General features: G+C 60.9%; 20 protein-coding genes. 16 read left to right on the top strand and 4 right to left on the bottom strand.

Translation table 11 applies throughout. From position 1 onward, the window contains the following. Positions 1–3 precede the first annotated feature (3 nt). The 6 genes from PD282_RS17900 to PD282_RS17875 all read left to right on the top strand — a co-directional run bounded on the left by PD282_RS17900 (position 4) and on the right by PD282_RS17875 (position 7,705). The gene (locus PD282_RS17900) at positions 4–1,350 is read left to right on the top strand and encodes an extracellular solute-binding protein (RefSeq protein WP_274652005.1); all 1,347 of its coding nucleotides are present in this window, start codon (positions 4–6) and stop codon (positions 1,348–1,350) included. Positions 1,351–2,016: 666 nt separating this feature from the next. Continuing rightward, positions 2,017–3,867, top strand: a complete 1,851-nt coding sequence (locus PD282_RS17895; RefSeq protein WP_274652004.1) for an ABC transporter substrate-binding protein — start codon at positions 2,017–2,019, stop codon at positions 3,865–3,867. Positions 3,868–4,008: 141 nt separating this feature from the next. Then, a complete protein-coding gene (locus tag PD282_RS17890) occupies positions 4,009–5,019 on the top strand; it encodes an ABC transporter permease (protein ID WP_338045253.1) in 1,011 nt (336 codons plus the stop codon). Between the two features lies 1 nt (position 5,020). Further along, positions 5,021–5,857, top strand: coding sequence for an ABC transporter permease (locus tag PD282_RS17885; RefSeq protein ID WP_274652002.1), 837 nt, complete (start codon positions 5,021–5,023; stop codon positions 5,855–5,857). A 2-nt stretch (positions 5,858–5,859) separates the two neighbouring features. After that, positions 5,860–6,915, top strand: coding sequence for an ABC transporter ATP-binding protein (locus PD282_RS17880; RefSeq protein WP_274652001.1), 1,056 nt, complete (start codon positions 5,860–5,862; stop codon positions 6,913–6,915). Beyond that, positions 6,902–7,705: an ABC transporter ATP-binding protein gene (locus PD282_RS17875; protein WP_274652000.1), complete on the top strand. Its 804-nt coding sequence runs from the start codon at positions 6,902–6,904 to the stop codon at positions 7,703–7,705. The genes PD282_RS17880 and PD282_RS17875 overlap by 14 nt, the downstream gene beginning before the upstream one ends. Before the next feature lie 16 nt (positions 7,706–7,721). Here the strand turns inward: PD282_RS17875 and PD282_RS17870 are convergent, their stop codons facing one another. Continuing rightward, on the bottom strand, positions 7,722–8,153 hold the full coding sequence (locus tag PD282_RS17870) for a universal stress protein (RefSeq protein WP_274651999.1): 432 nt from the start codon (positions 8,151–8,153) through the stop codon (positions 7,722–7,724). A 171-nt stretch (positions 8,154–8,324) separates the two neighbouring features. Further along, positions 8,325–9,374 carry a YkvI family membrane protein gene (locus tag PD282_RS17865; RefSeq protein ID WP_274651998.1) on the bottom strand — a complete coding sequence of 350 codons (1,050 nt, stop codon included), beginning with the start codon at positions 9,372–9,374 and terminating at the stop codon, positions 8,325–8,327. A 156-nt stretch (positions 9,375–9,530) separates the two neighbouring features. Between PD282_RS17865 and PD282_RS17860 the strand changes: the two genes are divergently transcribed. Further along, positions 9,531–10,103: a nitroreductase family protein gene (locus tag PD282_RS17860; protein ID WP_274651997.1), complete on the top strand. Its 573-nt coding sequence runs from the start codon at positions 9,531–9,533 to the stop codon at positions 10,101–10,103. Positions 10,104–10,125: 22 nt separating this feature from the next. Here the strand turns inward: PD282_RS17860 and PD282_RS17855 are convergent, their stop codons facing one another. Next, positions 10,126–11,316: an FAD-dependent oxidoreductase gene (locus tag PD282_RS17855; protein WP_274651996.1), complete on the bottom strand. Its 1,191-nt coding sequence runs from the start codon at positions 11,314–11,316 to the stop codon at positions 10,126–10,128. A gap of 224 nt (positions 11,317–11,540) precedes the next feature. On the opposite strand from PD282_RS17855, the gene PD282_RS17850 reads away from it, so the two are divergent. Further along, positions 11,541–12,539 carry a zinc-dependent alcohol dehydrogenase gene (locus tag PD282_RS17850; RefSeq protein ID WP_274651995.1) on the top strand — a complete coding sequence of 333 codons (999 nt, stop codon included), beginning with the start codon at positions 11,541–11,543 and terminating at the stop codon, positions 12,537–12,539. Between the two features lie 114 nt (positions 12,540–12,653). Further along, entirely contained in the window at positions 12,654–13,637 is a 984-nt protein-coding gene (locus tag PD282_RS17845) for an aldo/keto reductase (protein ID WP_274651994.1), read from the top strand. Positions 13,638–14,233: 596 nt separating this feature from the next. On the opposite strand, the gene PD282_RS17840 is transcribed toward PD282_RS17845, so the two are convergent. Next, complete coding sequence (locus PD282_RS17840) at positions 14,234–17,392, bottom strand: alpha-amylase family protein (RefSeq protein ID WP_274651993.1); 3,159 nt, start codon at positions 17,390–17,392, stop codon at positions 14,234–14,236. Between the two features lie 149 nt (positions 17,393–17,541). Between PD282_RS17840 and PD282_RS17835 the strand changes: the two genes are divergently transcribed. The 7 genes from PD282_RS17835 to PD282_RS17805 all read left to right on the top strand — a co-directional run bounded on the left by PD282_RS17835 (position 17,542) and on the right by PD282_RS17805 (position 25,827). Further along, complete coding sequence (locus tag PD282_RS17835) at positions 17,542–18,708, top strand: LacI family DNA-binding transcriptional regulator (RefSeq protein ID WP_274651992.1); 1,167 nt, start codon at positions 17,542–17,544, stop codon at positions 18,706–18,708. A gap of 669 nt (positions 18,709–19,377) precedes the next feature. Then, positions 19,378–19,824: a stage V sporulation protein AC gene (gene spoVAC / locus PD282_RS17830; protein WP_274655300.1), complete on the top strand. Its 447-nt coding sequence runs from the start codon at positions 19,378–19,380 to the stop codon at positions 19,822–19,824. A gap of 1 nt (position 19,825) precedes the next feature. After that, positions 19,826–20,839 (top strand): stage V sporulation protein AD, encoded by a 1,014-nt coding sequence (gene spoVAD, locus PD282_RS17825; protein ID WP_274651991.1) that lies wholly within the window; start codon positions 19,826–19,828, stop codon positions 20,837–20,839. Positions 20,840–20,858: 19 nt separating this feature from the next. Further along, entirely contained in the window at positions 20,859–21,209 is a 351-nt protein-coding gene (gene spoVAE, locus PD282_RS17820; RefSeq protein ID WP_274651990.1) for a stage V sporulation protein AE, read from the top strand. 165 nt (positions 21,210–21,374) lie between these two features. Then, complete coding sequence (locus tag PD282_RS17815) at positions 21,375–22,331, top strand: AAA family ATPase (RefSeq protein ID WP_274651989.1); 957 nt, start codon at positions 21,375–21,377, stop codon at positions 22,329–22,331. 5 nt (positions 22,332–22,336) lie between these two features. After that, entirely contained in the window at positions 22,337–23,596 is a 1,260-nt protein-coding gene (locus PD282_RS17810; RefSeq protein ID WP_274651988.1) for a DUF58 domain-containing protein, read from the top strand. Continuing rightward, positions 23,593–25,827, top strand: coding sequence for a transglutaminase TgpA family protein (locus PD282_RS17805; protein WP_274651987.1), 2,235 nt, complete (start codon positions 23,593–23,595; stop codon positions 25,825–25,827). The genes PD282_RS17810 and PD282_RS17805 overlap by 4 nt, the downstream gene beginning before the upstream one ends. The last annotated feature ends 444 nt before the right edge of the window (positions 25,828–26,271 follow it).

Genomic DNA, 26,271 nt, shown 5'->3' with positions numbered 1-26,271 from the left:
TTCTTGAGCCTATGGACCGCAGTAAGGCTGTTCTGCCTCTGGCTCGTTTTTGCTTCGGCGCTGGCCGGGTGCGCAGACGCGGGCGGCGATATCGGCGGCGCGGACGCGGCCGTAGACGGCACGGATAAGAGCATCAGGCTGACGCTGACGGATTCGTGGACGACGACATCGACCACCGCCGTCGATATCGTCCACCGGCAGTTGATCGAACGGTTTCAACAAGACAATCCGGACATCGACTTATCCGAAGACATTCTCGACAACGCTTCGCTCAAAACGAAGATCAAAACGCTTGCCGCCGGCAACGTGCTGCCGGACGTCTTCATGATGCTCGGCTCGGACGCGAAAATGTTTCTGGACAACAAGCGGATTATGCCCGTTAACGGCCTGCTGGCCGCCGATCCGGCATGGATGCGCGGCTTTCGACCGGACTCATTCGACGATTTCCGGATCGGCGATGCGATCACGGGCATCCCGATGCAAATGACGGCGACGTCGATCGTTTATTATAACGCGGACATTTTCCGAAAGGCCGGCTACGATTCGTTTCCGTCGACCTGGGACGGCTTCGTGGATGCCGTCCGGAAAATCAAGGCGCTCGGCATCACGCCGATCGCAATGGGAAACAAGGACCAGTGGGTGGCGGGGTCATGTCTGCTCAGCACGCTCGGCGACCGGTTCGCCGGCACGGACTGGTTCGGCAGCATCGTCGCGCACGGCGGAGCGAAATTTACGGACAAGCCGTTCGTCGATGCGCTGGCGGCGATCAAGGAGCTTGCCGATCTTGGCGCGTTCAACGGCGACATCAACAAGCTGGACAACATCCAGCAGCGGACCTTGTATTACGTCGGCAGTGCCGCGATGTTCCTCGAAGGAGGCTGGGCGGTCTCCTCCGTCGCGGCCGATGCGCCGAAGCCGATTCTGGACCAGACGCGCCTGGCGTTACTGCCGGCCGTCAAAGGCGGCAGGGGCGCAGCGGATGCCGTGTCCGGCGGCTCGGGCTGGGCGATTGCGCTGAATGCGAATTTAAGTGGGGAGAAGCTGGCGGCCGCGGTCAAGTTCGTGAAGCTGCTGACTGGCACGGAGGCGGCGAATATGGCGGCGGAGCGGGGCGACATCTCCGGCTCGTATGCGTCGGACTACGACAAAAGCGTGTCCCCGGCGCTGTTCGACCCCTATTTAACGCTGCTGAACGGGGCGGAGATGACCCCGGTCTACGATGCGCGCCTGTCGCCCGAGGTTGTCCAGACGATGGACCGTGGGCTGCAGGAGCTGCTCACCCCGGGCTCGAAGCTGTCGCCGCTCCGGCTTGCGCAGCAGATCCAGGAATCGTACAGCGTCTCGGACTGAGCTGCCGCACGGGACCCGGCAAATCGTGCCACACGGGATCCGGCGCATCATGCCGTGCAGGACCCGGCAAATCGTGCCACACGGGATCCGGCGCATCATGCCGTGCAGGACCCGGCAAATCATGCCGCCGAAAGAGGAGCGCGGAAGCTCTCTGAACACGTAACCGGGCCAGCCGGACTGGAAACGTCAAGCGCTGTGCTGCCGCACCTGCGCAGCCGCATCCGGCCGGCACGTTCCTCTGTGATTCATCCGGTTGTCACGGCTTGCCCTCAATCCTGCTCATTTGGCCGTGGCGGCTCGTCCTCCATCTTCCTAGTCCGACCGTTGTCACCGTTCCTCAATCTTCCTCATCCGCTCGTGGCCTCCCGCTCTCAATAATCCTCATACGCCCGGCACGGTCGTCCTTAATCTTTGCCAACCGGCCGGCACGCCCACCTCAATCGGATAAAACTCATTTGTCATCCGAGCCGCCCACCATAAAAATACGGATATAATCTAAAAAATACAGATATTTACAGTTACGACCGACGAAGCCTATACTAATTGCTGAAAACGTTTACCATACGGCTCCGGCACCGGGGCGGGAAGCAAAGGGGGAACACCTACTATCGGGAGGATTGGCACGATTGGCGGTCATCTACTTTGTAAAGATCGGAGAGGGTAGACATGAGAAGAAATGCGATTACGGTCATGCTTGCCGGCCTGCTGCTGATGATGTCCATGCTGGCGGCATGCTCCAACTCGCAAGCGTCGCTGTCGCAGACAAACGCGCAAACGGGCGGGAAACAGACAGATTCCGCGAGCAGCGAACCGGCGGGGACGGCCTCGGCGCCGGACAGCGGGAGCCGGCCGGGGAACGCGGGAGACGCGAAGGAGACGCCGAGAAACGAGACGCTGTACATCAACGGCCTGCAGTGGGGAGCGCCGACCAACTTCAACCTGCTGAGCGGCAATCCGGCGTTTCCGATCAACTACGGGAACTCGCGGGAGCTCATTTACGAAACGTTGTTTATGATCAATATGAACGACGGCAAGCTGGAGCCGCTGCTCGGCAGCTCGTATACATGGACAGACGACAAAACGCTGCGTATCGAGCTGAACAAGGACGCCAAATGGAGCGACGGCCAGCCGTTCACGTCGGACGACGTCGTCTATACGTACAAGCTCGGCCAGAAATATGAAATCAACTGGACTAGCTACTGGGATTACATCCAGGATGTGGCCGCCGACGGTCCGAACGCGGTGAAAATCACGATGAAGCCGGATAACCCGAACAAGCTGACGGTGACGGAAAGCATCGAGCTCATCCCAATGCTGCCGAAGCATATTTGGGAGCCCATCGAGCAGAAGGCGGGCAACGATCTGGCCGCGATCCGCAAGGAATTCAACCCGAATCCGGTCGGAACCGGGCCGTACAAAATGTACTTCTACAACGACCAGAAAATTACGCTCATCCGCGACGACAATTATTGGGGCAAAGCGCTGTTCGGCAAGCTGCCGGCGCCGAAATATATTACGCACGTCATTTATAAAGACAACGCGGCCGGCGATCTGGCGTTCAAGAACGGCCAGGTGGACGTCTCGCAGCAGTTTACGCCCCAGGTATGGAAAATGTGGGAAGGCGGAGCCCCTATCAAGACGTATTTGAAGGATGCGCCGTATTACCTGCCGGGCTCGATGCCGTCGATTTTCTTCAATATGTCGAAGAAGGGTCTCGACAACGCGAGCGTCCGCCGGGCGATCGCAATGGCGATCGACTACAAGAAAATTTCCCAGCTCGCGATGAGCGGCTATTCCGCCGACATGAAGCCGTCGCTGACGCTGGATACGCCGTCGGAATCGCAATACGTCGACCAGGCGGCAATCAAGCCGCTGCAGTGGACGACCGACGTCGACGGCGCCAACAAGCTGCTCGACAGCATCGGCGCAAAGAAGGGCAAGGACGGCATCCGCGTGCTGAACGGCCAGCGGCTCGGGCCGTACGATCTGGAATGCCCGTACGGCTGGTCGGACTGGAACGCCGCGCTTGAAATCGTAGCGCAGAACGCCAAGGCGATCGGCATCGAGATCCGCACGAAATTTCCGGAGCAGCCCGTTTGGAACAACGACCTGCAAACCGGTAAATTCGATATCATCATGAACACGCCGGCCGGCAACGTCACGCCGAGCAACCCGTGGAACCGCGCCAGAACCATCATGTATTCGAAGGGCGTCGCTCCCATCGGCGAGATGGCGTTCTGGAACTGGGGCCGTTACAAAAACCCGCAGGCGGACGAAATCATCGAGAAGATCCCGACGGCGCAGGGCGACGACGCCAAGAAGCTGTATACGGAGCTGACGAAAATCTGGCTGACGGATGTGCCCTCCGTGCCGCTCATGTACCGGCCGTGGGAGTTCTATACGGTAAACGAATCGGTGTGGAAGGGCTTCCCGGTCGACGGCGACGGCAGCAACATCCCGCCGCAAATCGCCATCGACGGCGCGGGCATCAAAGCGCTGTATCAAATCACGAACTAGACACTCCGGATTTATAACACCCGTGGTGAGACAGAATCGCTTATTCCGGCTGACATCATGGGCGGCCTGCGGCTGACCCGCTTCGTGCGGACGCGCGCAGGCCGCGCTTTTGCCGGCCGCATTACGGAGGTGAATATCCGCTTGAACGCCTATACGAAATATTTTGTGAAAAAAACGGCCTGGTACCTGGTTACGCTGCTCATCGCGCTGCTGCTCAATTTTCTGCTGCCGAGGCTGATCGAAGGCAACCCGGTCAGCGCGATCGCCTCCCAGGTGACGCAGGGCATGACGGACAGCGACTCGATCAAGAAGGTGTACGAAAACTTCATGCGGGAATTCGGCGTCGACAAGCCGCTCTACGTGCAGTTCGGCATCTATTTGCGCCATTTGTTCACCGGAGATCTCGGCACCTCGTTCGGCCTTTATCCCCGGAAGGTTTCGGATATCCTCGCATCCGCCGTGCCGTGGACGGTCGGGCTTCAGCTGCCGGCCATTCTCGTCGGCTGGATTCTGGGCAACGTGCTGGGGGCGGTCGCGGCGTACCGCCGGGGCGTATTCGACAAGGTGCTGTTTCCCGCGGCGCTGTTCGTCAACTCGATTCCGTTCTTCACGCTGGCGATCATCCTTCTCTACCTGCTCGGCATCACGCTGAAATGGTTTCCGATTTCCGGCGGCTACGACTTCCAGATGGTGCCGCATTTCGGCCTCGATTTTATCGGCTCGGTTATCCGGCACCATACGCTGCCTTTCCTGTCCATCGTGCTCGTCGCCATCGGCGGGCAGGCGATCGGAATGCGGGAGATGTCGCTTTACGAGCTGAACGCGGATTACGTGCTGTACAGCAAGCTGCTCGGCATCCGCGATTCGCGCGTCGCCCGCTATGTGTTCAAGAACGCCATGCTGCCGCAAATTACCGGGCTTGCGCTGTCGATCGGCACGATGGTCGGCGGATCGCTCATCTGCGAGATCGTCTTCAGCTATCCGGGCATCGGCACCTGGCTGTTTACGGCGATCCGCCAGCTCGATTACCCGCTCATCTCCGGCTGTACGCTGCTCATCGCCATGACCGTGCTGCTGGCGAACTTCACGATCGAGATCATTTACGGCATCGTCGATCCGCGGATCAAGGCAGCGCAAATGGAGGAGAACTGATATGTCGCAATCGACCCGCATTTTGCTGAAGTCGCCGAAATTTTTGTTCGGCCTGATCGTCACTTTGCTGATGATCGCGCTAGTCGTCTTTTATCCGCTGATCAACCGGGGCGACCCGTTCGAAATGAAGGCGCTTGCCTTCCAGCCTCCCGGCGCCGGCCTGCCGCTCGGCTCCGATAACTTCGGCCGCGACCTGTTTCTCGAGCTCGTCTACGGGATTCGCACCTCCGTGATGGTCGGGCTCGTCGCGGGCGTGTGCGCCACCGCGATCGGCCTGGCGATCGGGCTGGCCTCCGGGTATATCGGGGGCTTGGCGGACAACATCTTGACCGCGGTCACGAACATGTTTATCGTTATTCCGTCGTTCATCATTCTTATTCTTATCTCGGTCAGCATCAATTCCCGCAGCTCGCTCATCGTGGCGCTCATCATCGGGCTGACGAGCTGGCCGTGGACGGCGCGGGCCGTCCGGGCGCAGACGACGTCGCTTCGAAACCGCGACCATGTCAACATCGCCAAAATATCCGGCCACGGCACGGCCCGTATCATCGCGTTCGAGATTTTGCCTTACATCGCATCTTACGTCGTCATGGCGTTTATCCTGCAGGTCGCGTCCGGCATCCTGGCCGAGGCGTCCATCTCGATGCTGGGGCTCGGGCCGTACAATACGATCTCCCTCGGCATCATTATGAACTGGGCGCTTATATTCGAAGCCCCCGTGGCGGGCGCCTGGTGGGCGTTTATCCCGGCCGCTTTCGCCATCGCCGTCATCACGTTTTCGCTCTACATGATGAACACGGGAATGGACGAAATTTTCAATCCGAAAATAAGGAGCTAGCCATGAGCAAACCTATGCTGGAAATTGCCGAGCGTCAGAGCCCTTCCGCCCGTAAAAACATACTGGAGGTCAAAGCGCTCAAAACGTACTACCGTACCCGGCTGAAGGAAAAGGTGTTTGCCGTCGACGGCGTCAGCTTCGCGCTTGAGGAGGGCAAGACGCTCGGCATCGCCGGCGAATCCGGGTGCGGCAAATCGACCCTGGCGCTCAGCCTGATGGGATTTTATTTTCCTCCGCTGCATTACGGCAGCGGATCGATTGAAATCAACGGCATCGATATCATGAAGCTGAACAAGGAACAGCTGAGGAAGCGCATCCTTGGCAGGGAGATCGCCTACATTCCGCAGGCGGCGATGAATGCGCTGAACCCGACGCTGAAAATCATCCGTTTTATCGAGGACATGATGAAGGAGCACCGGCCGGAGCTGACGAAGCGGGAGGTTTGGGACATGGCGGCGGAACGGTTCGAGACGCTGCATCTGTCTCCCGATGTGCTGAATGCGTTCCCGAACGAGCTGTCCGGCGGGATGAAGCAGCGGACCGTCATTGCCATCTCGACGATTTTGAACCCGAAGGTGCTCGTGGCGGACGAACCGACGTCGGCGCTCGACGTCACCTCGCAGAAGGCGGTCATCAAGCTGCTGAAAGAGCTGATCGACAAGAAATTCATCAAGTCGCTGGTGTTCATTACGCACGAGCTGCCGCTTCTTTACCATGTGACCGACGACATTATGGTCATGTACGCCGGGGAAATCGTCGAGCGGGGCACGGCGCACCAGATGATTTTCGATCCGGTCCATCCGTATACGAAACGGCTGATGGGCTCGATTATCGTGCCGGAGGAAGGCATGAAGGAGCACAAGCTGGCGGCCATTCCCGGCGCGCCGCCGAATTTGAAGCAGGTGCCTCCGGGCTGCCGCTTCGCGGACCGGTGTACCTTTGCCCGGGAGGACTGCAGGCATGGAAAAATCGAGAACCGCGAGCTTGGAGAACGGGTTTACCGGTGCTTGTTCGAGGCCGGCACCCTGAAGGAGTGGTATGCGCATGAAGAACGGTGAATCGCTGCTTACCGGCACGAAGATCACGAAGGTATTCGGCTACGGGAAGAAAAAAACGACGGCCGTGAACGAGGTCAGCTTCGATTTCCGCGAAGGCGAAATTATTTCGATCGTCGGCGAAAGCGGTAGCGGCAAGACGACCTTGGCGAAAATGCTGATGGGCCTCCTGAAGGAAACGAGCGGGGAGATCCGATATAAGGGGAAGCCGAGACAGCTCGGGCGGCATGCGGACCGGAAGGCGTACTGGAAAGATATCCAGGCGATTTTCCAGGATCCGTTCTCTTCGTTTAATGTGTTCCGCCGGGTGGAGCGGCTGCTCTCCGACTGCATCGAGCTGCAGGGGCTGAAGCTGAGCGGCGAGGAACGGTTTCGGAAGATGAAGGAGGCGTGCTCCTTCGTCAACCTGAAATTCGAGGAGCTGTACAATAAATATCCGTTCGAGCTGTCCGGCGGGCAAATGCAGCGTCTCATGATCGCGCGGATTTTCATGCTTCATCCGAAAATCCTGATCGCCGACGAGCCGACGTCGATGATCGACGCCTGCTCGCGGTCGACCATTCTCGACATGCTGCTGAAGCTGCGCGAGGAGAACAATATGACGATCATCTTTATTACGCATGACGTCGGGCTCGCCTATTACGTCAGCGACACGCTCTACATTATGGAAAAAGGGAAAATCGTGGAAAGCGGGCCGGCGGAGGAGGTCATCATCAATCCCCGCCACCGTTACACGCAGCAGCTCATTTCCGATGTGCCGAAAATCAACGAGCCGTGGGACCTTGCGAATTAATGCCGTCGTCTTGCGTTCATTTGACGATCAGCACCGGAACCTTGGCGCGCACCGTCACCTCGTGGCTGACGCTCCCGAGCACAAACTCGCGGATGGGGCTTAAGCCCCTGCTGCCGAGCACGATCAGGCTGCAGCCGTTCCGCTCGGCGGAATCCAGGATCGCTTCCCCCGGGCGCCCTTCGAGCAGCTCGGTATGCGCGTAGGGAAGATGGACGATTTTGTCCCCGGCCTCCTGAAGCAGCAGCTGCGCCTGCTCGGCCCAGTCGCGCTGAATCGAGGCCGGTGCGGTTACGAGCGCGTCCGCCATGACCATGGCGGGCGCGCTCCATACATGGACGACGGTCAGCCGGTTGGCCTGTTTGCATTCGACCAGCTTCACGGCGGTCGCAAGCGCTTTCTCCGCGGCCTTCGAGCCGTCGAAGGCGGCAAGAACATGATGGAACAGCATGCAAACCCCTCCTTCATACCGGATATACATTTCATTACCTGCCGGAACGGCGTTTGAAACGGGGGATGCACGAAGGGGTATTTTTTCTATTCGAGTTAAGCGCAAATAAGGATTCATTGGACACGATGCAGGCTGCGAGGAATAGTCATGGCTCCGAAAGTATTCGATACCTCATTCTTTTTGGATGCGCCGGATGCCCAGCAGCAGCACCAGAATCAGACCCATATACCCGAATAAGGGATAGAGATAGTCGACCAGGGAAGCAAATCCGATTTGGCTGATGAGAAAACATCCGAGCAGCGTTGCAAATACGATGACGGGTACCGGAAGGCGGCATAAGCTTCGAATCTGGCGCGTAATGCCGAATACATTGCCGATCAGCGTCGTGAAAATTTCCCCGTAAATGACCGTCAGGAACAAGGCATGCATGAACGGCCCGAACTCCCGTATAATTTCGGCCATCGGCACCTCGTACCGCATAATGTCCGGCATTCGCATCGTTAACGCGAAATGGCTGACAAGCAGCATGATGCCGAGCCCGGCGCCTCCCCAGAAGCCGCCCCATTTCAGCGTCGATTCATCCTCCGCCTCGCTTCCGAGCGGCACGATGACGGCTTGGACGAAAGCGAAATTAAGCGACGCGTAAGCCAGCGAATCGAACGCCCACTTGTAGCGGCCGGGGAGATCGGGAGCTGCACCGGGCTGCATCACCCGCGCCAGGCTTGCCGGATCGAGCATGCTTACCGCCAGAAAGATCGTAAAAAAGACCATGAGCGGCGCGACGAGCGCATTAACCGCGATAATGCCTTTGATATCCCGGGACATGACCAGATAACTGAGGCCGATACTGGCCAGAATGCCAAGCTGGTAAGGCAGTCCGAGCTGTTCCTGGAAAATCGACCCCGTACCCGACAGCATGACGGACGTAACGCCGAACAGGATGATGAACGTGAGTCCGTTGGCGATTTTTCCGAAAACCGGTCCGAACAGATAGGTGTTGAGCTCCCGGTAAGAGTAAGCCCGGATACGATGCGAGAGGATCATCATTTTCGTTCCGAGCCACATGAAAAGCAGGGTGCAGACGAGAATGCCCAGCGTTCCGCGCGATCCGTATACGGTAAAAAACTGCATGATCGATTGGCCCGAAGCAAAACCGGCTCCGACGACCGTGCCGATGTACGTGGCGGCGATTTGAAAAACGGCAACCGCTTTTTTCTTCATTCGTCTCCGACCCCCAAAATGGATAAGCCCTACCTTTTCATTCTATGTCTCGCAGATTTATGTATTCTCGCATTTCCCGTTTGTCCCGTGAGCGCGGCTGCGCCATGTGGTAAAATAAAAGGACGACCGCATGGGGACAGTGGAGGAGAGATCGATATGGAAGCGTTGGAAGCGATTCGTACAAGACGAAGCATCGGGAAGGTGAAGCCGGATCCGGTCGCGAAGGAGACGATCGAACGGATTTTGGAAGCGGGGGTATGGGCGCCGAATCACCGTCTGACGGAGCCGTGGCGGTTTTTCGTCATGACCGGCGGCGGCCGCGCCAAGCTGGGCGGCGCGCTCGCCCGGATCGCGCTGCAGGGCGAGGCCGATCCCGGCTCGCCGGAAAACGTGGCGAAGGCGGAGTCGGCAAGGGCCAAGGCGCTGCGCGCGCCGGTCGTCATCGCTGCGGCTGTAACGCCTTCCGAAGCGAAAGGCGTCATCGAGCTGGAGGAATACGGCGCCGTCTTCGCCGCGATCCAAAACATGCTGCTTGCGGCGCACGCCCTCGGGCTCGGCGCGGTCTGGCGGACCGGCGAGCCGTGCTACGGCCCGATTATGAACGAAGTGTTCGGCCTGCAGCCGAAGGACAGGATGCTCGGCTTTATCTATTTGGGCGTCCCGGACATGACTCCTCCCGAGGGAAAACGGGAGAGCGCGGCAAGCCGGACGCAGTGGATTGAAGACTAGCGGCGTCCTGCAGAGCCGTTTTTCATCTAGGATGCCGAGCGTTCCGCACGCGGGTCCCCAGATTTTGGAATTCGTCAGCCTTTCTCAAGCTTTGCTGTACGGCATCCGAACCGCAACTGAGAACCTGCCGATTGTAATCTTCCAGGGAAGGCGGCAAGGAAGCCGCTCCCCGGTTCACCTCGCCAAGCTTGGCGCACAGCAATGCAGCGTCGAGAAGAGCCGTATTCGCTCCGTTTCCGCCGGTTGCGGCAGTGGCATGGACGGCATCTCCGAGCATGGTGACCGCTTGAGACTCCCACGCGGGCACAGGCCCGAGAGCGCGAATAGGCCCGAAGCCGCTATTGTCGCGGTCCGCCTGCCGCACCAGCTCTCTCAGGTCGGGATGCCAGCCTTGTATGAGCTCCAGAATCGTCGCGATTGCAGCCGTGCCTTTCCGCTCCTTCTGCCCGAGCACGCCCGGATGCTCCGGCGGCAGAAGCATGATCCACCGCAAATAGCTTGGCGTCTCCGGCAAATAGACGCCGGGAGCCCATTTCTCGGCGGCCAGATGCGGCGGCTCTCGGAACTGCATTTTGCCCAGAAACATATCCAGTCCGGGTCCGGATACCATGGTCCCCCGGCCGGGTACAAGGGAAGCGAACCTCCGATCGAGCGGAGTCCGGCCAATGACACCGCGAAGTCCTGTATCGACGGGCTCAACAGGTCCGACGAGCTGCCGGCGCACCGCGGACCCCACGCCGTCCGCTCCGACCAGAAGGTCGCAGCAAGCCGATGCGCTGTCGGCGAAGCAGACGCGCACGGTGCCATCGGACAACGTCTCGTATCGGGTCAGTTTTTTACCGAAATGAACCTTTTCCTGAAGGCCGGCGAGCAGAAGATGACGGAGAACGTGCCGATCAATGACGACCGATTCCTCGACCGCATCGGTCTTCGCTTCCCGTCCTTCCATCCGAATGTCGTTCAGCTGCTCGTCTAGGAGCCTTCCCGGGCCGGTCAGGTCCCCGCTGGTTGCTTCCAGCAAAGCATGCAGCCGTACCGGCAAACAACTTTTCAGCGCTTCGAATCCGGAGGGGTTCAATCCGATCCGGTAGCCTTGAAACCGTGCCTCCACTCCCGGATCCTGCTCGTAAACCTCCACCTCGATTCCTTCCTGTGACAGCCCTTGCGCAAGGCATAATCCGCCCAGACCCGCACCGATGACGATGACTTTCATCTTCTTCCCGCCTCTCGTTTAATGGGATGGATAATCAAAGAAAGTCGTTCCCTTAGGGATAGTCTAATCCTGCTTTTTTAACTGAATATGAACGATCGAACCGTCGGAATTTTTCAGGACACAAAAGCCCTCCCTCACAGGAAACCGCTTCCGGCAGCACGAAGGATTTCGCCGTCCGGCGGCGAACGTTATACGAATAAAACGAACGAGGGGGAATGCTGGCGATGAAAGGGAAAGCGGTCGTTTTTACCGATAAGCTGACAGTGTCGGTGCGGGAGGTGGACCTGCCCGAGCCGCGACCGGACGAAGTCGTCGTCGAACCGGCGGTATCCTGGATCAGCAAAGGCACGGAGTCGTCGTATTTGCGCGGCGAGCGGATTGCCGGCGACACGGCCTCTTTCGAAGGAGGACCCACGCCGTTCCCGATCGTGCCCGGCTACCAGAAGACGGGCATCGTCCGCGAGGTCGGCTCCGAGGTCGCCGGCCTGCGGACGGGGGACCGGGTATTCGCGTCCGTAAGCCGCGTTAACGGCATGTTTGCACCTGCAGGCGGACACGTCAGCCCGGCCGTAACGGCGGCCAATCAAGTGTGGAAGCTGCCGGAGGGTGCCGATTTCACCGACTACAGCGGCCTCGTGCTGACGCAGGTCGGCTATAACTGCGGCATGAAAGGGAACCTGGCCCCCGGCGACCGGGCCGTCGTGCTCGGCGACGGGCTTGTCGGCCAATGGACGGCGCAGACGCTGCTGCATCGGGGCGTGCAGGTTCTCGTTGCCGGAAGGCGCGACGACCGGCTGAATCTTCTGCCCGCGGAGGCGGCGCGGCTGAACGCGAGGCGGGATTCGCTGCCGGAGGCAGCGGGCGATTTTGCCGGCGGCGGCACCGGAATTGCCGCTGTCGTCGATACGGTAGGCGATCTGGAGGCGGTGCAGCGGCTTCTTCCGCTGCTGCGGCGCGGCGCGGATTTCGTCTCGGCGGGCTTCTACGGGACGCGCGGCGTGATCGACATCCAGCATCTGCGTCAGAAGGAAATCTCGCTTCATGCGCCGTCCGGCTGGGTGAGGGAGCGAATGGACGCAGCGCTTGAAGGCATCCGCGAGAGCTGGCTGCAAACCGGCAGGCTGGTGACGCACCGTTTTCCCGCCGGCCGTGCGGCCGATGCCTGGAAGCTTATAGCGGACAACAAGGAGCCCTGCCTGGGCGTCGTGCTGGATTGGGAGTAAAGTCCCTGCCCGGCGGAGCGGAAGTCCCGTTCCGCGCGCTGCTTGTCCGGCGGCTGCCATAAAATGCTATAATCGTACAGGAAGGGAAAAATCGAGGAAGAGGAGTGTCTTGAGATGGAATATATGAAACTCGGCAGGACCGGGATGGACGTCTCCCGCATCTGTCTGGGCTGCATGAGCTACGGAGCGCCCGACCGCGGCGGGCATACGTGGACGCTCAGCGAAGAGCAGAGCCGCCCTTTTATCCGGAAAGCGCTTGACCTCGGCATCAACTTTTTCGATACCGCAAACGTTTACTCCGACGGCACGAGCGAGGAAATCGTCGGACGCGCGCTGAGGGATTTCGCGAACCGGGACGAAATCGTGGTGGCGACGAAGGTGCACGGCCGGATGCACCAAGGGCCGAACGGCGCCGGGCTTTCCCGCAAGGCGATCATGGCCGAAATCGATAACAGTCTGCGCCGTCTCGGCATGGATTATGTCGACCTGTACCAGATTCACCGGTGGGACAACCAGACGCCGATCGAAGAAACGATGGAAGCGCTGCACGATGTCGTAAAAGCCGGCAAAGCCCGCTATATCGGCGCTTCTTCCATGTACGCCTGGCAATTTCTGAAGGCGCAGCACACCGCCGAGCGCAACGGCTGGACGCGCTTCGTCTCCATGCAGAACTACCTGAACCTGCTGTACCGCGAAGAGGAGCGCGAGATGCTTCCGCTCTGCAAGGAGGAGCAAGTCGGCGTCATCCCGTGGAGCCCGCTCGCCAGGGGCCGTCTGACCCGCGACTGGGAAGAGACGAGCGCCCGGTCGGAGACGGACCAGTTCGCGAAGGCGCTGTATACGGTCATGGAAACGGCGGACCGCAAGGTCGTGGAGCGCGTGGCCGAGGTTGCGGCCGGGCGCGGCGTGCCGCGCGCGCAGGTCGCGCTCGCATGGGTGCTGCAGAAGGAGGCGGTTGCGGCGCCGATTATCGGCGCGACAAAGCCGCATCATCTTGACGACGCCGCTGCCGCGGTATCGCTCAAGCTGACGCCCGAGGAAATCGCAAAGCTCGAAGAGCCGTACGTGCCGCACCCCGTTCTCGGCGGCCTGAACTGATAAACGGACAAGGCCTATAAGACATTTAACCCGCTCCCGGATCAACTTCCGGGGGCGATTTTGTTTCACAAGCATAACAAACCTCCATGTTTCGCCCTCATATACGCCTTCCAACCGGACGTTTTGCCTCGACTTCCCGTTCCGGCCGGCCTTCCGGTCCGCGTAGGTTTCCTGCAAAATCCTTATAGACGAGTACGCCCCAATTTTTCTCGCATTGCTCCGGATCCGTTTCCGCACGTTCTTCATCCGCTGTGCTCTATCTCCGGTCCTTTCTCCAGTGCCGCCGCGACTGGCCGACGGTCGCTGACGGCTTCGGCATCGGTACAGGTCGCCGGAAGCTGCAGGAGCATATCGAATATCTGTGTACGATCGTGTGAATAGGGAAAACGAAGCGCCTGTCTTAAGCCCCATGAAATCGTTTAAGACGGGCGCTTTTCCGTTGTCACACAAGAAACGGCCGTCCGTGGAGGATGGCCGTTTCGTTGTTAAATGCGTTGCTGCCCGGCGCGTTCAGGGAATCAGCGTACGGCTTACCTTTGGCCGATCTGCACGGCTTGCCGCCGGTACACGGCTGATGCCGGGAATCAGCGTGCGGATTACCGCTCGCTGATCTGTACGGCATGCGGCCGGTACACGGCCGTGATGCGGCCGCTTGCATCGGCGGCAAACATTACCGTGCGCTCCTGCTCGAGCGTAAAGCCGTATCGTTTGCCGGTCTGCGGGTCGCGCACCTCGATGTCGGCGTCGCAGCCGAGCTCCGAGACGAACACGTACAGTGCGCCGGTGGCGAAGGTCAGCTTCCGGCCGTACACGCCGGGAAGCTCGCCGCCCCGCACCCATTCGAGCTCCCGGCCGACGCCGGCGAGCTCAAGCGCCTTGCCATAGACGGCTTCGAGCGTTTCGCCGCGCTCGTTCAGCTCGACCGGCAGCGGGCACCAGAGCAGCCGGCCCGCGCCGAGCTTCGCGTCGATGAGCTGCGCCGGCCCGCTCCCGGCCTGCTTGCAGCTGTCTGCAATATGGCCGCCGCCGAACGATACCGGCAGCAGGCGGCCGTCGAGCTCCAGCAGCTCCTCGCGGAGCAGGTTGCGGACGGCGGCTGCCGCCGGCGCCCCGAGCTCGCGTTCGAGCCGGCCGGCCGGACGCCAGTATTCGTCGAGGCCGAGCGGACCGGTGAACAGCAGCGCTGCGCCGCTCTCGCGAACGTATGCGGTCAGCCGCTCCAGCGCCGCGCCGCTGAAATTGTGCGGGCTCGGCACGATGACGAGCTTCGGCCGCACCGAACCCAGCGCCTCGAGGTGATATTCGCCGAGGCCGAGCGGGTGTACGTTCATCGAATAGGCAAGCGTGCGAATCAGCCGCGTCGTCGATTCGTAAGCGTGCCCCCGGCTGGAAAAATCGTTCGAATACGGGAATATAACCGCCACTTCCTCGAGCTTCCGGCCCTCGAACAGGTCGCGGATTTGCCTCATAAACGCGCCGAAATCGTACGAAACGTCCGCTTCCGGCTTTTCGGTGCCGTCCGCCCGCAGCGCGCCGATATGCGACTCGTTAATGTTGTCCATATAGAAGTTGATGTTCCAGATCCACTGCACGGCGCCCGCGCCGCCCGTCGAGAACGAGTAGGCGTACTTGCGCTCGAGAATGTTGCGCAGCTCCGCCTCGCTCCGCTTCGCCCGGCCGTCCGGCGTTTCGACGTACATGATGCCCGTTTCCTGGATCAGGTTCGGCTTATCCGCCGTTTTCGCGAAAATGCCGTCCCAGACGAGGGCGTCCATTTTCCACCAGGAGTGCACGGTCGTATAATCGACGGCTTCGGCGTAGAAGAACGGCGACGGGCGCTGCGCGCCGAGCCCTTCGTCCTGGCCGACGGTCACGAGCTGCTCCGGCTGGATGCGGCGGATGGTCTCGACCAGCTGCGATGCCCAGCGGTTGTGCATGTCCATGCTGAACAGCGAATAATCGAGCCACGGCCCGCCGCGCTTCGGCGTAATCTCCGTCGTGTTGAAATTGACGCTCCGCGGTTCGGGGAGCTGCACCGCATCGAACGACGGCAGCTCGTCAGGCGTCATGTTCCACCGCTCCTGAAGCGTACTGATATTGTCGTGCCGCTGCTGCAGCCACTCGATAAACGCTTTTCGCTCGAACGGATCGCGCGCCGATCGCGGCCCTTGAAACAACCGGTTCGGATCGAACATCGACGGCTCGTTGATCAGATCCCAGTGGACATGCTTCGACTCCGCATGGCGCGACACGATCGCCGCGATAAACCGTTTCTGCGCCTCGACGCTGCGCGGGTCCAGGTACGGGTTGACGCCCTCCCAGAGCTCCGGCGCGAAGGAGAAGAAATTGAACGTCACTTCCAGCCCGTGCCGTTTGGCCGTCAGCAGGAAGGCGTCGATCGCCCGCAGCACCTCCTCGTACGGATGTCCGTCGACGAACATGATGTTGCGCCATGCGGTCCAAATGCCCGTGCGGATCAGGTTGATGCCCGCCCGCTTCATCTGCGCCATGTCGCGGTCCCAGACGGCTGCGTTCGGCAGGAACAAATATTTGCGCGCGACATCGCTCGTCATGTAGGTCATGCCGACGATCGGCAGCGGGCGGCCTTCTTTGCGGAAATAGTCGCGATCCGCGGTAAGGTGTTCGCCTGCGGCGAGCAGCTCCCGGTCGAAGCCCCAGAAGCCCTGGCGCAGCGTCCGGCGCTCGCCCGTGTCCGATACAGCCTCGCATTCAACGGCGTAGAAGCCCGCTTCGACGGGCGGCTCGACCTGCAAACGCCGGAACGTCAGCTCGCGACCGGCTGTCAGCGTCGTCTCCGTCCGCCACACTTCCGCGAAGCGCGCTTCGTCGTAGGCGAAAAACGGCTGCGGATCGCTTTCCGCGCTATTCGCCGCCTTCAGGACGCGCAGCTTGAACGTCCACGCGCCGGCCTCGTCCGAGGCGCCTTCGCGGGCGCTCGGGAGATGCTGCGCCTGCAGCGTAAGTCCCGCACGTTCGCCGGGCTCGAAAGCGCCGTAATTCGGCTTCAGCCACAGCTCGGTTACGCCCCTCGCCGCAAATTCCGCCCAGCGCGCAAGCGCCTCCGCGCCTCCGCTCAGCCAGAACGACTCGCGTAGCACCTGCGAGACCAGTGCCCAGCGGCCGCCGGCGAACGTTCCTTTCGTATGCTCGAGCAGGACGGCGGGAGCGGCGAGCTCACGGTTTAATGCGCCTCCGCCGATTCCCTTCAGCAGCGGATAAAGATGCGCGTCCATCGGACCGCCGGAGCCCATTTCGGCCGGATGGTCGGAAGCGCGCGTCACGTGCAGCGCAAGCCCGAACGCCGGCTCGATCGTGAACAGCCGCTCGTCTCCGTCGAACAGCGGCAGGTCGGGATTCGCGGACAGCCGCTCGACAGCGCTTACGTCGACGGCCAGCGCCTCATGAATATGAAGCTGCTGATGGTAGGCCGTTTGCTCCGGTTCAGCCTGCCAGGCGCCGCTTTCGTCCTTGTAAACCGGGCGCCGGAACGGCACGCCGCCGAGCAGGACGAGACCTTTGCCCCGCGACAGATGCTTCAGAATCGCCGGCCAGGCCGTTTTCGGAAAATAGGAGCCGTGCAAATGGACCAGCACGTCTGCATGCTCCAGCTGTTCCGCCAGCCCGTCCGCGCCGGTCACCTCAAAATGGCCGGCAAGCGCCCGGACCGCCGCCTCGTCCGGCCTTTGGCCGTCGTAAGGAAACGCCGCGTCGTAAAACAGGACCCCTTTGTTCATTCGTTTGGCACACCTTTCGTCTGTAGTTTCAGAGAAACCTTAAAATGTTAGGATTGTTAGGTTGACAACACCCGTTTCCGGCGACTACTTTAGAGGAAGATGCAGCGGCTTGTCAATGGAAAGATCAGCTTAGGAAAGGGGCGGACGGCATGGCGCAAAAAGTGTCGATGCAGCAAATCGCCGACCGGCTCGGCGTATCGAAATATACCGTATCGCAGGCGCTGGCCGGCAAGGACGGCATCAGCGAAGCGACCCGGCGGCAGGTGGTGGCGATGGCCCGGGCGCTCGGCTACCAGTCTCCGCCGGGGAAAGCAGGCCGCGACGGAGCGGCCGGAAGAGGCGAAGCGGTCTTAAGAAGCGGAGCGACGGGCGGGGTGCCCGGCGCCGCATGCGGCGCGGATGCGGACCGCGAACGCGAGCAAGAAGGGGGGCTGATCGATGTCGGCCTTCCCGAACGGCATGCCGAGGAGCCGTATTTCTGGCAACGGATCCGCCAGGGCATCGAAGCGGGCTGCAGGCAGTACGGGTACCGCGCGCGTTATTTTACGTTCCGCGAGAGCGGCGGCGGCCGGCCGCTTTGCGTCCCGGACGGCGGCGAACGGGCGGCCGGCTATATTATCGCCGGCAGCTGCCCCGCCGAAGCGCTGCTTGAGCTGAAGCGGACCGGCCTTCCGCTCGTGCTCGTCGATCACGAGGAGCCCGTCGCCTTCACCGATGCGGTGCTGAACGCGAACGCGGAAGCCGGCCGCATGGCCTGCCACCAATTAATGTCGCAGGGCTGCGAGTCTATCGCGTTCGTCGGCCGGGACAGCTTCGCGGTCAGCTTTCGGGAGCGGTGGTGGGGCTGCCGGATCGCCATCGACGATCTGAACGGCAAAAGGACGTCCGGCTATGCCGCTCTGAAGCTGGACCGCTCCCCCAGGGATGGCGGCAAAACGGCCGTTCAGCTGCGCAAATGGACGATTCCGTACGGTTCGTCTCCATGGCGCGCCGCGCTCGCCCGCAGGCTGGCCTCGGCGGCTGCCGAGAAAGGGCTGCCGGACGGCTTCGTCTGCGCGAACGACGATATCGCGCTGGAGCTCGTCCGCCTGCTTGCCGTCCAGGACGTCCGCGTGCCGGGCGGCTGCCGGGTCGTCGGCATCGACAACACGGCGGCGAGCGGCGCCGCGCCCGTTCCGCTGACGACGGTCGATCTGGCCAAGGAATGGCTCGGCATCCGGGCCGTGGAGACGTTCGTGCGCAGACTGGAGCGACCCGAAGCGCCGCCGGAGAAGGTGGTGCTCGCCGCCCGGCTCATCGTCCGGCAGTCGGGATAACGAAAACCGCGACGTCGCGAAACCCCGGCTTTTTTGCAGATCCGCAGCTCATTTTCGCGCCGCTTGCGGGATACGGCGTTCTCCCTTCGCTGTGCATACGTCCCGCCTTTGCGGGAAACAAAGCTCCGCGCCTTCTCTCTTCGAGAGCACCGACGTTTCGCATCATTCGTCCGTCCGGGAGGTGCTCCCGGAAGCTTTATGCCGGACAATCTCCGCATCCGCTCCTGTCCGCATAAGATGGTCTAAAGACCCAAGACCATTTGAGAGGAGCTGCTTGGCTCGATGCAACGGACCGTTATGGTGCTTGTCCTGGCGCTGTACGTGCTGCTGGCCGTTCTTTTGGTCGCCGCGCTTTTTTGAATCCGCCTTGAAGGGCGCATCCGGCAGCAGCGCGGCATAGTATCCGATAGGATACGCGATTTTCCTCCGGGGGAAATAAACCGGAGGCTTTTTTATGCTCACCGACCGGTCTTCGTACGCGCTGCCCCGGCAAGATTCCGGCTTCAATCCACAGCCTTACTCCGCTTACCCGCCTGCCCGCATGTCATCCCGTGCGCCGCGGCATAATGCAGCCTCGAATGACAAATACTGTACCTAAGTTTGATCCGAAGCTGAAAGGAGATTCGCGAAGTGGCAGTGAAATCAGGCGCCAAATTTAAAAAAACGGCCATGTCGCCAAAGGAGTATCAGGCGTTCGCCAAAACGCGCGAGCCGTCCCGGTCGGTGCTGGCCAACTGCATCCGCGCCTTTCTCGTCGGGGGCGCCATCTGTCTCGCGGGACAGGGGATTCAGGATTTCTTCGTTTATGTATTCGATATGGGGCGCAAGCAGGCGGCCAATCCGACCGTGGCGGTGCTCATCCTGATCTCCGTCATTATGACCTGCATGGGTGTCTATGACAAGATCGCTCAATGGGCGGGAGCGGGTACGGCCGTTCCCGTTACCGGCTTTGCCAACTCGATGTGTTCGGCGGCGCTCGAGCATCGCAGCGAAGGGCTTGTGCTCGGCGTGGGCGGCAACATGTTCAAGCTGGCCGGTTCGGTCATCGTCTTCGGCACGGTGGCGGCTTTCTTCGTCGGCATCATTTACATGGCGCTCGGCATTAAGGGGCACTGACATGCTCCGGGGCGCACAAACGTGGTGGTTCGACCGGAGGCCCGTCATCGCCGGGGCGGCGACCGTCGTCGGCCCCGAGGAAGGGAACGGTCCGCTCGCGTCCGATTTCGATCTGGTCCACCCCGAGCTCGACATGCAGCAGAAAAGCTGGGAAAAGGCGGAGCGGCTGCTGCTGGAGCAGGCATCCGATTTTGCGCTGAAGGCCGCGCAGCTGGACAAGAAACGGCTGCAATTTTATGTCGGCGGCGATTTGATGAACCAGATCATTTCGAGCAGCTTCGCCGCCCGCACGATCGGCGCGCCTTACCTCGGCGTATTCGGCGCCTGCTCGACTTCGATGGAATCGCTGGCGCTTGCGGCGCTGATCGTCAATTCGGGCTCCGGGCAGTACGTGCTTGCCGGAACGAGCAGCCATAACTGCACGGCCGAGAAGCAGTTTCGCTACCCGACCGAATACGGTTCCCAGAAGCCGCCGACGGCGCAGTTTACCGTTACGGGAGCGGGCGCGGCCGTCCTGGCGCATGAAGGGAGCGGCCCTGTGGTCGAATGCGCGACGATCGGCAAAATCGTCGATCTCGGCATCAAGGACCCGTTCAATATGGGGGCGGCAATGGCGCCGGCGGCGGTCGATACGATCAAGTCGCATTTTAACGATACCGGCAGGGCTCCGGGCGACTACGATTTGATCGTAACGGGAGACCTGGCAAGGGTCGGCCACAAAATCGCATCCGATTTGCTGGCCCGCGAAGGGGTGCCGATGGACAGCACGGTTTTCTCCGACTGCGGCCTGATGGTGTACGATGTCGACAAGCAAAGCGTGCAGGCGGGCGGAAGCGGATGCGCATGCTCGGCCGTCGTGACTTACGGCCATCTGCTGAAGCGGCTCGCGCGCGGCGATCTGAACCGGATTCTCGTGGTGGCTACCGGCGCGCTGCTGTCCCCGCTGTCGTATCAGCAGGGCGAAAGCATCCCGTGCATCGCGCACGCCGTCGCTATCGAACGGGGGCAAAATTAGACCGAAAGGAGTGGAAAATATGGTGTACTTATGGGCGTTTCTGGTTGGCGGCGCCATCTGCGTCATCGGCCAGCTTATGTTCGATGTGGCGAAGCTGACGCCGGCGCATACGATGGCGACGCTGGTCGTGGCCGGAGCGGTGGTCGACGGGATCGGCTGGTACGATCCGCTCGTCGACTTTGCGGGTGCGGGCGCGACCGTGCCGATTACCAGCTTCGGCAACGCGCTCGTGCACGGAGCGATTACGGAAATGCACCGGGACGGCTGGGTCGGGGTGCTGACCGGTATCTTCGACTTGACGAGCGCCGGCATATCGGCGGCGATCATTTTCTCCTTTCTGGCGGCGCTGGTCGTCCGGCCGAAAGGCTGAAGGACTGGAAACGAAAGGCTTACATTCGCGTAAAATTGGAGCTTCCCTGTGGGATTCTCCAATTTTTTTTGTCGGATTTACGGTTGTACGCGGCTGCGACTATTTTGTAAAATAATAGAATCCAGAACTATATCCATTTATCTCATCATCCGGGAGGGTTTAACGATGGACAACCGCAGCGCAGAATACTCTTTAAGCCGAGCGATTCGCCGCAATCTGGAGAGCTGTATCCTGGGGAAAAATGCCGAAATCGAACGTTTTTTGACAGCGCTCCTTGCAGGCGGCCATATTCTGCTCGAGGACGTTCCCGGCACCGGCAAAACCCAGCTTGTGAAGGCGCTTGCCCGCACGATCGGCGGCCGTTTCCGCCGCATTCAATGCAACCCGGACCTGCTTCCTACCGATATAACAGGCGTTTCCATTTATCATCCCAAGGTTGAAGCTTTTATTTTTCGGCCGGGTCCCGTCATGGCGAATCTGCTGCTCGTGGACGAGATCAACCGGGCGACGACGAAGACGCAGTCTGCGCTGCTGGAAGCGATGGAGGAGCGGCATGTGACGATGGACAGCGAGACGTACGCGCTGCCGCAGCCGTTCGTGCTCATCGCCACCCAGAACCCGATCGAATTCGAAGGCACGTATACCCTGCCGGAGGCGCAGCTCGACCGGTTTATGATGAAGCTTTCGCTCGGCTACCCGGATGCCGCGACCGAACGCCAGATGGTGCTCTCCCCCCATTCCATGTCGCCGGCGGAGCAGCTTGAGCCCGTTGCCGATATTCAGCAAATCGCGCAGATGATGGAGGCCGTCCGCCTCGTGCATACGGATGAAGCGATCGCCGATTATTTGATCCGGATTATCCGCGGCACCCGCGAACACGGCGGCGTCCTGCTCGGCGCAAGCCCCCGGGCCGCCATTTCCCTCATGTCGGCGGCGAAGGCGAACGCCTTCCTGCAGGAGCGGGATTACGTCATCCCCGACGATATTAAAGCGCTCGCGCCGGCCGTTCTTTCCCACCGGATCATGCTGCAGACGGAAGCGCGCATGAACGGCCTGACGCCGGAGGAAGTTGTCGACTCCGTCGTCCGCGCGACAAGCGTTCCGGTCCGGATGGAGCGATAAGCGCCATGTTTACGGCAATTACGGCCATGACGAGATGGCGAATCATCGGCTTGGTTTACGCCGTTTCCCTTCTTTTTCTGCTGTTTCAGGGCGGAAAAACGGCATTGATGCTGTTTTGCATTTTTAACGTGCTGCTTGTGTATTTGGTGCTCGGCCGCTGGAGCGGCATCGGCAGCGTAACCGGGAGCAGGCGGCTGGCGGGGGTGGGCGGCGCGACGTTGGAGCAGACGCTGACGGCCGGCGCGCGCGTCGACGTGCAGGTTTTCGTGCAAATTCCCGGCGTCTGGCCGATCCCGTATGTGCTTGTCCGCGACCGGCTGATCCGCCAGGACGGGGAGCCGGTTCCGTTCGAGGCTTCGTTCGTCCCGAGCTATAGGCGCAGCGGCGAAATCGTCTATACGACCCCCCCATTGGAACGAGGCGTCTATCGCTTTGCAAAGACGGAATGCTCGACGCGGGATATTTTCGGGCTGTTCGAGCATACGGGCACCTTTGAATCGCCGGCGCCTTTCAGCGTTTATCCGCGTATGGTGGCGATCCGGCAATGGCAGATTTTAAGGCGGGGAGCGAAAGGCCCGTATTCCACGTCCGCCTCGCGCCTGTCGGCGAAGGAGACGACGCAGATCAACGGCGTTCGCGAATATATTTACGGCGACAAGCTGTCGCGCATCCATTGGAACGCCACGGCCAAGACCGGCCAGTGGAAATCGAAGGAATTCGAACACGAATCGCTGCCGCGCACGGTCATTATGCTCGACCGCTACTCAGGCGGGTACGAGCGGAGCGAGCAGTTCGAGCTGGCGGTTTCGACCGTCGCCTCCTTGATGGATTTCGGCTTCCGCCGTTCGGCGGCAATGGGCCTTTTGTCGGTCGGGGAAGCGCTCCAAGGCTTCGACCCGCAGCCGACCTCCGCCCAGCGGCAGCTCGTCATGAACCATCTTGTCCGCGTGCAGGCGGACGGCAGCGCGCCGCTTTACAGGGCGCTCCGGCAGGGCGAGTCGCTCGTCCCTCCCGGCTCCATCGTCGTGCTGGTCACCCCGGAGAAGGGCGAGGAAACGGTAAAAGCCATGGAATGGCTCGGACGAAGAGGCGCCGTTCCGGTCCTCATATATTTGAAAGGCATTACGGCCTACAGCGCGGGGGGCGGCATGGAGCGCGGCGCTTCCGAATGGCTGCGCCTGCTGGCGAAAGGGGGCTTTTCCGTTCATGCGATCGAATCGCTGCGGGAGCTGCCGGATACGCTTGAAGGAGGAAGTGCCCGGTGAGAAATACGTTTGTTCAAACGGTCGTGAAATGGGCGAAAACCGGTACTTATTTTAAAATGTCGGTCGTTTTTGCGGCTTTGCTTGTCTTCGAATGGATCCGCTGCCTGCAGGACTGGTGGTGGGACGAAACGTTCGCCATTGTGCACGGCACGCTGCTTGCGGCGGTGCTGACCTCGCTGTTTGTTCCGCGGACGGCCTGGCGCCTCGTGATTCAGCTGTGCGCGCTGATTGCGCTGAATATCGCGTATTCCGGCTATAAATGGATTCCTTTTATAGGCGAGAAGAAGAGGGCGGCCGACTGGCTGGTCTGGGCCGGAGCGAATGCGGGTCAGCTGTCCCCGTTTATCTGGATCGGCCTGACGGTGCTCGTGCTGTTCCATGCGATCGTCATCTGCCGCAAGCGCAGGTCGCTGATCATGACGGTCGTCGGAGCGTCGCTCGTGACGCTGGCCGTCGACGATTCGCTGTTTACGCCGATTTACCTGTGGCAGGAAATCGCCTGGACGGTCGGCATCGGGCTGGCTTGGCTTGTCGCCAGCCATTTTACGAGCTTCCGGCAGCGGCATCCCGACAGCTGGAGGCAGTTGACGGATTACCCGGCAAGCCTCTTTCTGCCCGTGCTGTTCATTATCGCGCTCGTCATGGGCGCGGGCTTGTTCGTCCCTTCCGTTAAACCGCTGTTGACGGACCCGTATACCGCCTGGAAGGAAGCGAGAGGCGAGGCCGTGCCGTCGCTGATCGGAGCGAAGGTGGACACAACCGCCGTATCCGGGAGCGAGGGCGATACCCGGTCGGGCTACAGCCGCAACGACAGTGCGCTCGGCGGAGGGTTCCGTTTCGATTATTCGCCGGTCATGACCGTGACGACGACGAAACGCAGCTATTGGCGCGGGGAAACCAAAGCGTTTTACAGCGGCAGAGGCTGGCAGGAAGCTTCTGGAGAGCGGGAGGAAGAATCGGTCGAAATGACCGCGCTTAAGCAATCGCTCCCGACAAGCGGAAATGCTTCCTCCGATCATGTGGAGAAGGTGGAGCAGACGGTCGAAATGGTGCGCAAGGACCGTTTTCCCGTCCTGTTCGGCGCCGGTCCGATCTCGTCCGTCGTGTCCATAAACGGCGGCGATACCGTGCCGTATTCGATGCGTTGGCTGCCGGACTCCTGGGAGCTTCGCCTGCCGAGAGGAGCGGCGTACCCGAAATCGTACTCGCTCGTCTCCGACGTGGCGGTGCTGGACGAAGCGGCGCTGCGCAAAGCCGGGAACGATGACGGGGCCGTTAACGCCATGTACCTGCAGCTCCCGGAATCGCTTCCCCAGCGCGTCCGAAATTTGGCCGCCGAGCTGACGAAAGGGAAGGCGACGGCCTACGACAAGGTGCTGGCGATCGAAAACTATTTGCAGACGAATTTTCAGTATACGAACGAACCCGATCTCAGCAAAAAACGGAGCAGGGATTTCGTCGATTCGTTCCTGTTCGAAATTAAAGAAGGATATTGCGACTACTTCTCGACGGCGATGGCGGTGTTGACGAGAGCCGCCGACATTCCGGCACGCTGGGTAAAAGGTTATGCGCCGGGCTCGATGCCGGTCGATCCGGAAGAGATGCAAATGGAAGGCATTACCGGCGCGAACATCAATCCCGACGGAGCGGGAACCTACACGGTGCGCAACGCCGACGCCCACTCGTGGGTCGAGGTGTACTTCGACGGGTACGGCTGGGTGCCGTTCGAAGCGACCGCGGGCTTCGCCTATCCGTATGCGATGCCCGAGGACGAACCGGCTGCGATTCCCGACATCCAAAGCGCTCCGGACAGCACGCCGTCAGCCGATCCGGCCGAAGAACCCGCGATTCCGCGCAACGACCTGATCGCGTCGTTCGCCGGAGCGGTTATGCTGCTGATTGCGGCGGTCGTCTTCCTGCGCCGGAAAGCGATTGCCGCCGTTTGGCGGACATGGCGCCGGAACAGCGCCGGCTCGCCGAATGAGCGGGTCGTTAAAGAAACGAATCGGCTGCTGCGGTACTGCCGCCGCAAAGGCCTCGACCGGGAGGAGCACGAGACGGTGCGCGAATCGGTTTTGCGCTGGTCGGCTCGTCTCACGTCGCTGCAGAACGAATTCGGCGCCGTGCTGCTCTCGTTCGAAAAAGCGCTCTACAGCCCCGACAAGCTGTCCGAGGAGGAAGCGATCCGCTTCGAAGCTCACGTCAAATCCATCCGGGAGCGGATCGGTTAACACGGTTTCAGCCCGGCCGGGCGCCTTAGGCGCCCCCGGGCTTTTTAAGCGTATCCGCGTAAATATCGGGCAAACTGTTAAAAAATAATGTAAAAGGAAGAAAGCCCTCAAGAGTCCCCAGCGGGGACATCAAGGCAAACAGCGAGGAAAGAACGTCAAACGTAAAGCGTGTCCGCGAATGCGGACGACAAGCGAGGGGAGCTCTCAGACATTTCAACGACGGCCGAGTAGAAGGAACGCCAATATCCGGGTGTCCAGAGGGCCGGGGCCCTCTGGGTCCCCCTCCGGGGGACTTAGGGGACAAAAAAGGAGATGTCCAGAGGGCCGGGGCCCTCGGGGTCCCCCTCCGGGGGATTTAGGGGGCAATAAAAGAGGTGTCCAGAGGGCCGGGGCCCTGGGGTCCCCCCTCCGGGGGATTTAGGGGGCATCTTTGAACAAACGCCC

The sequence above is a fragment of the Paenibacillus humicola genome (assembly GCF_028826105.1).
In the GTDB taxonomy this organism is placed as follows: Bacteria; Bacillota; Bacilli; order Paenibacillales; family Paenibacillaceae; genus Paenibacillus_Z; species Paenibacillus_Z humicola.
This window is presented reverse-complemented; position numbering and strand designations above follow the sequence as displayed.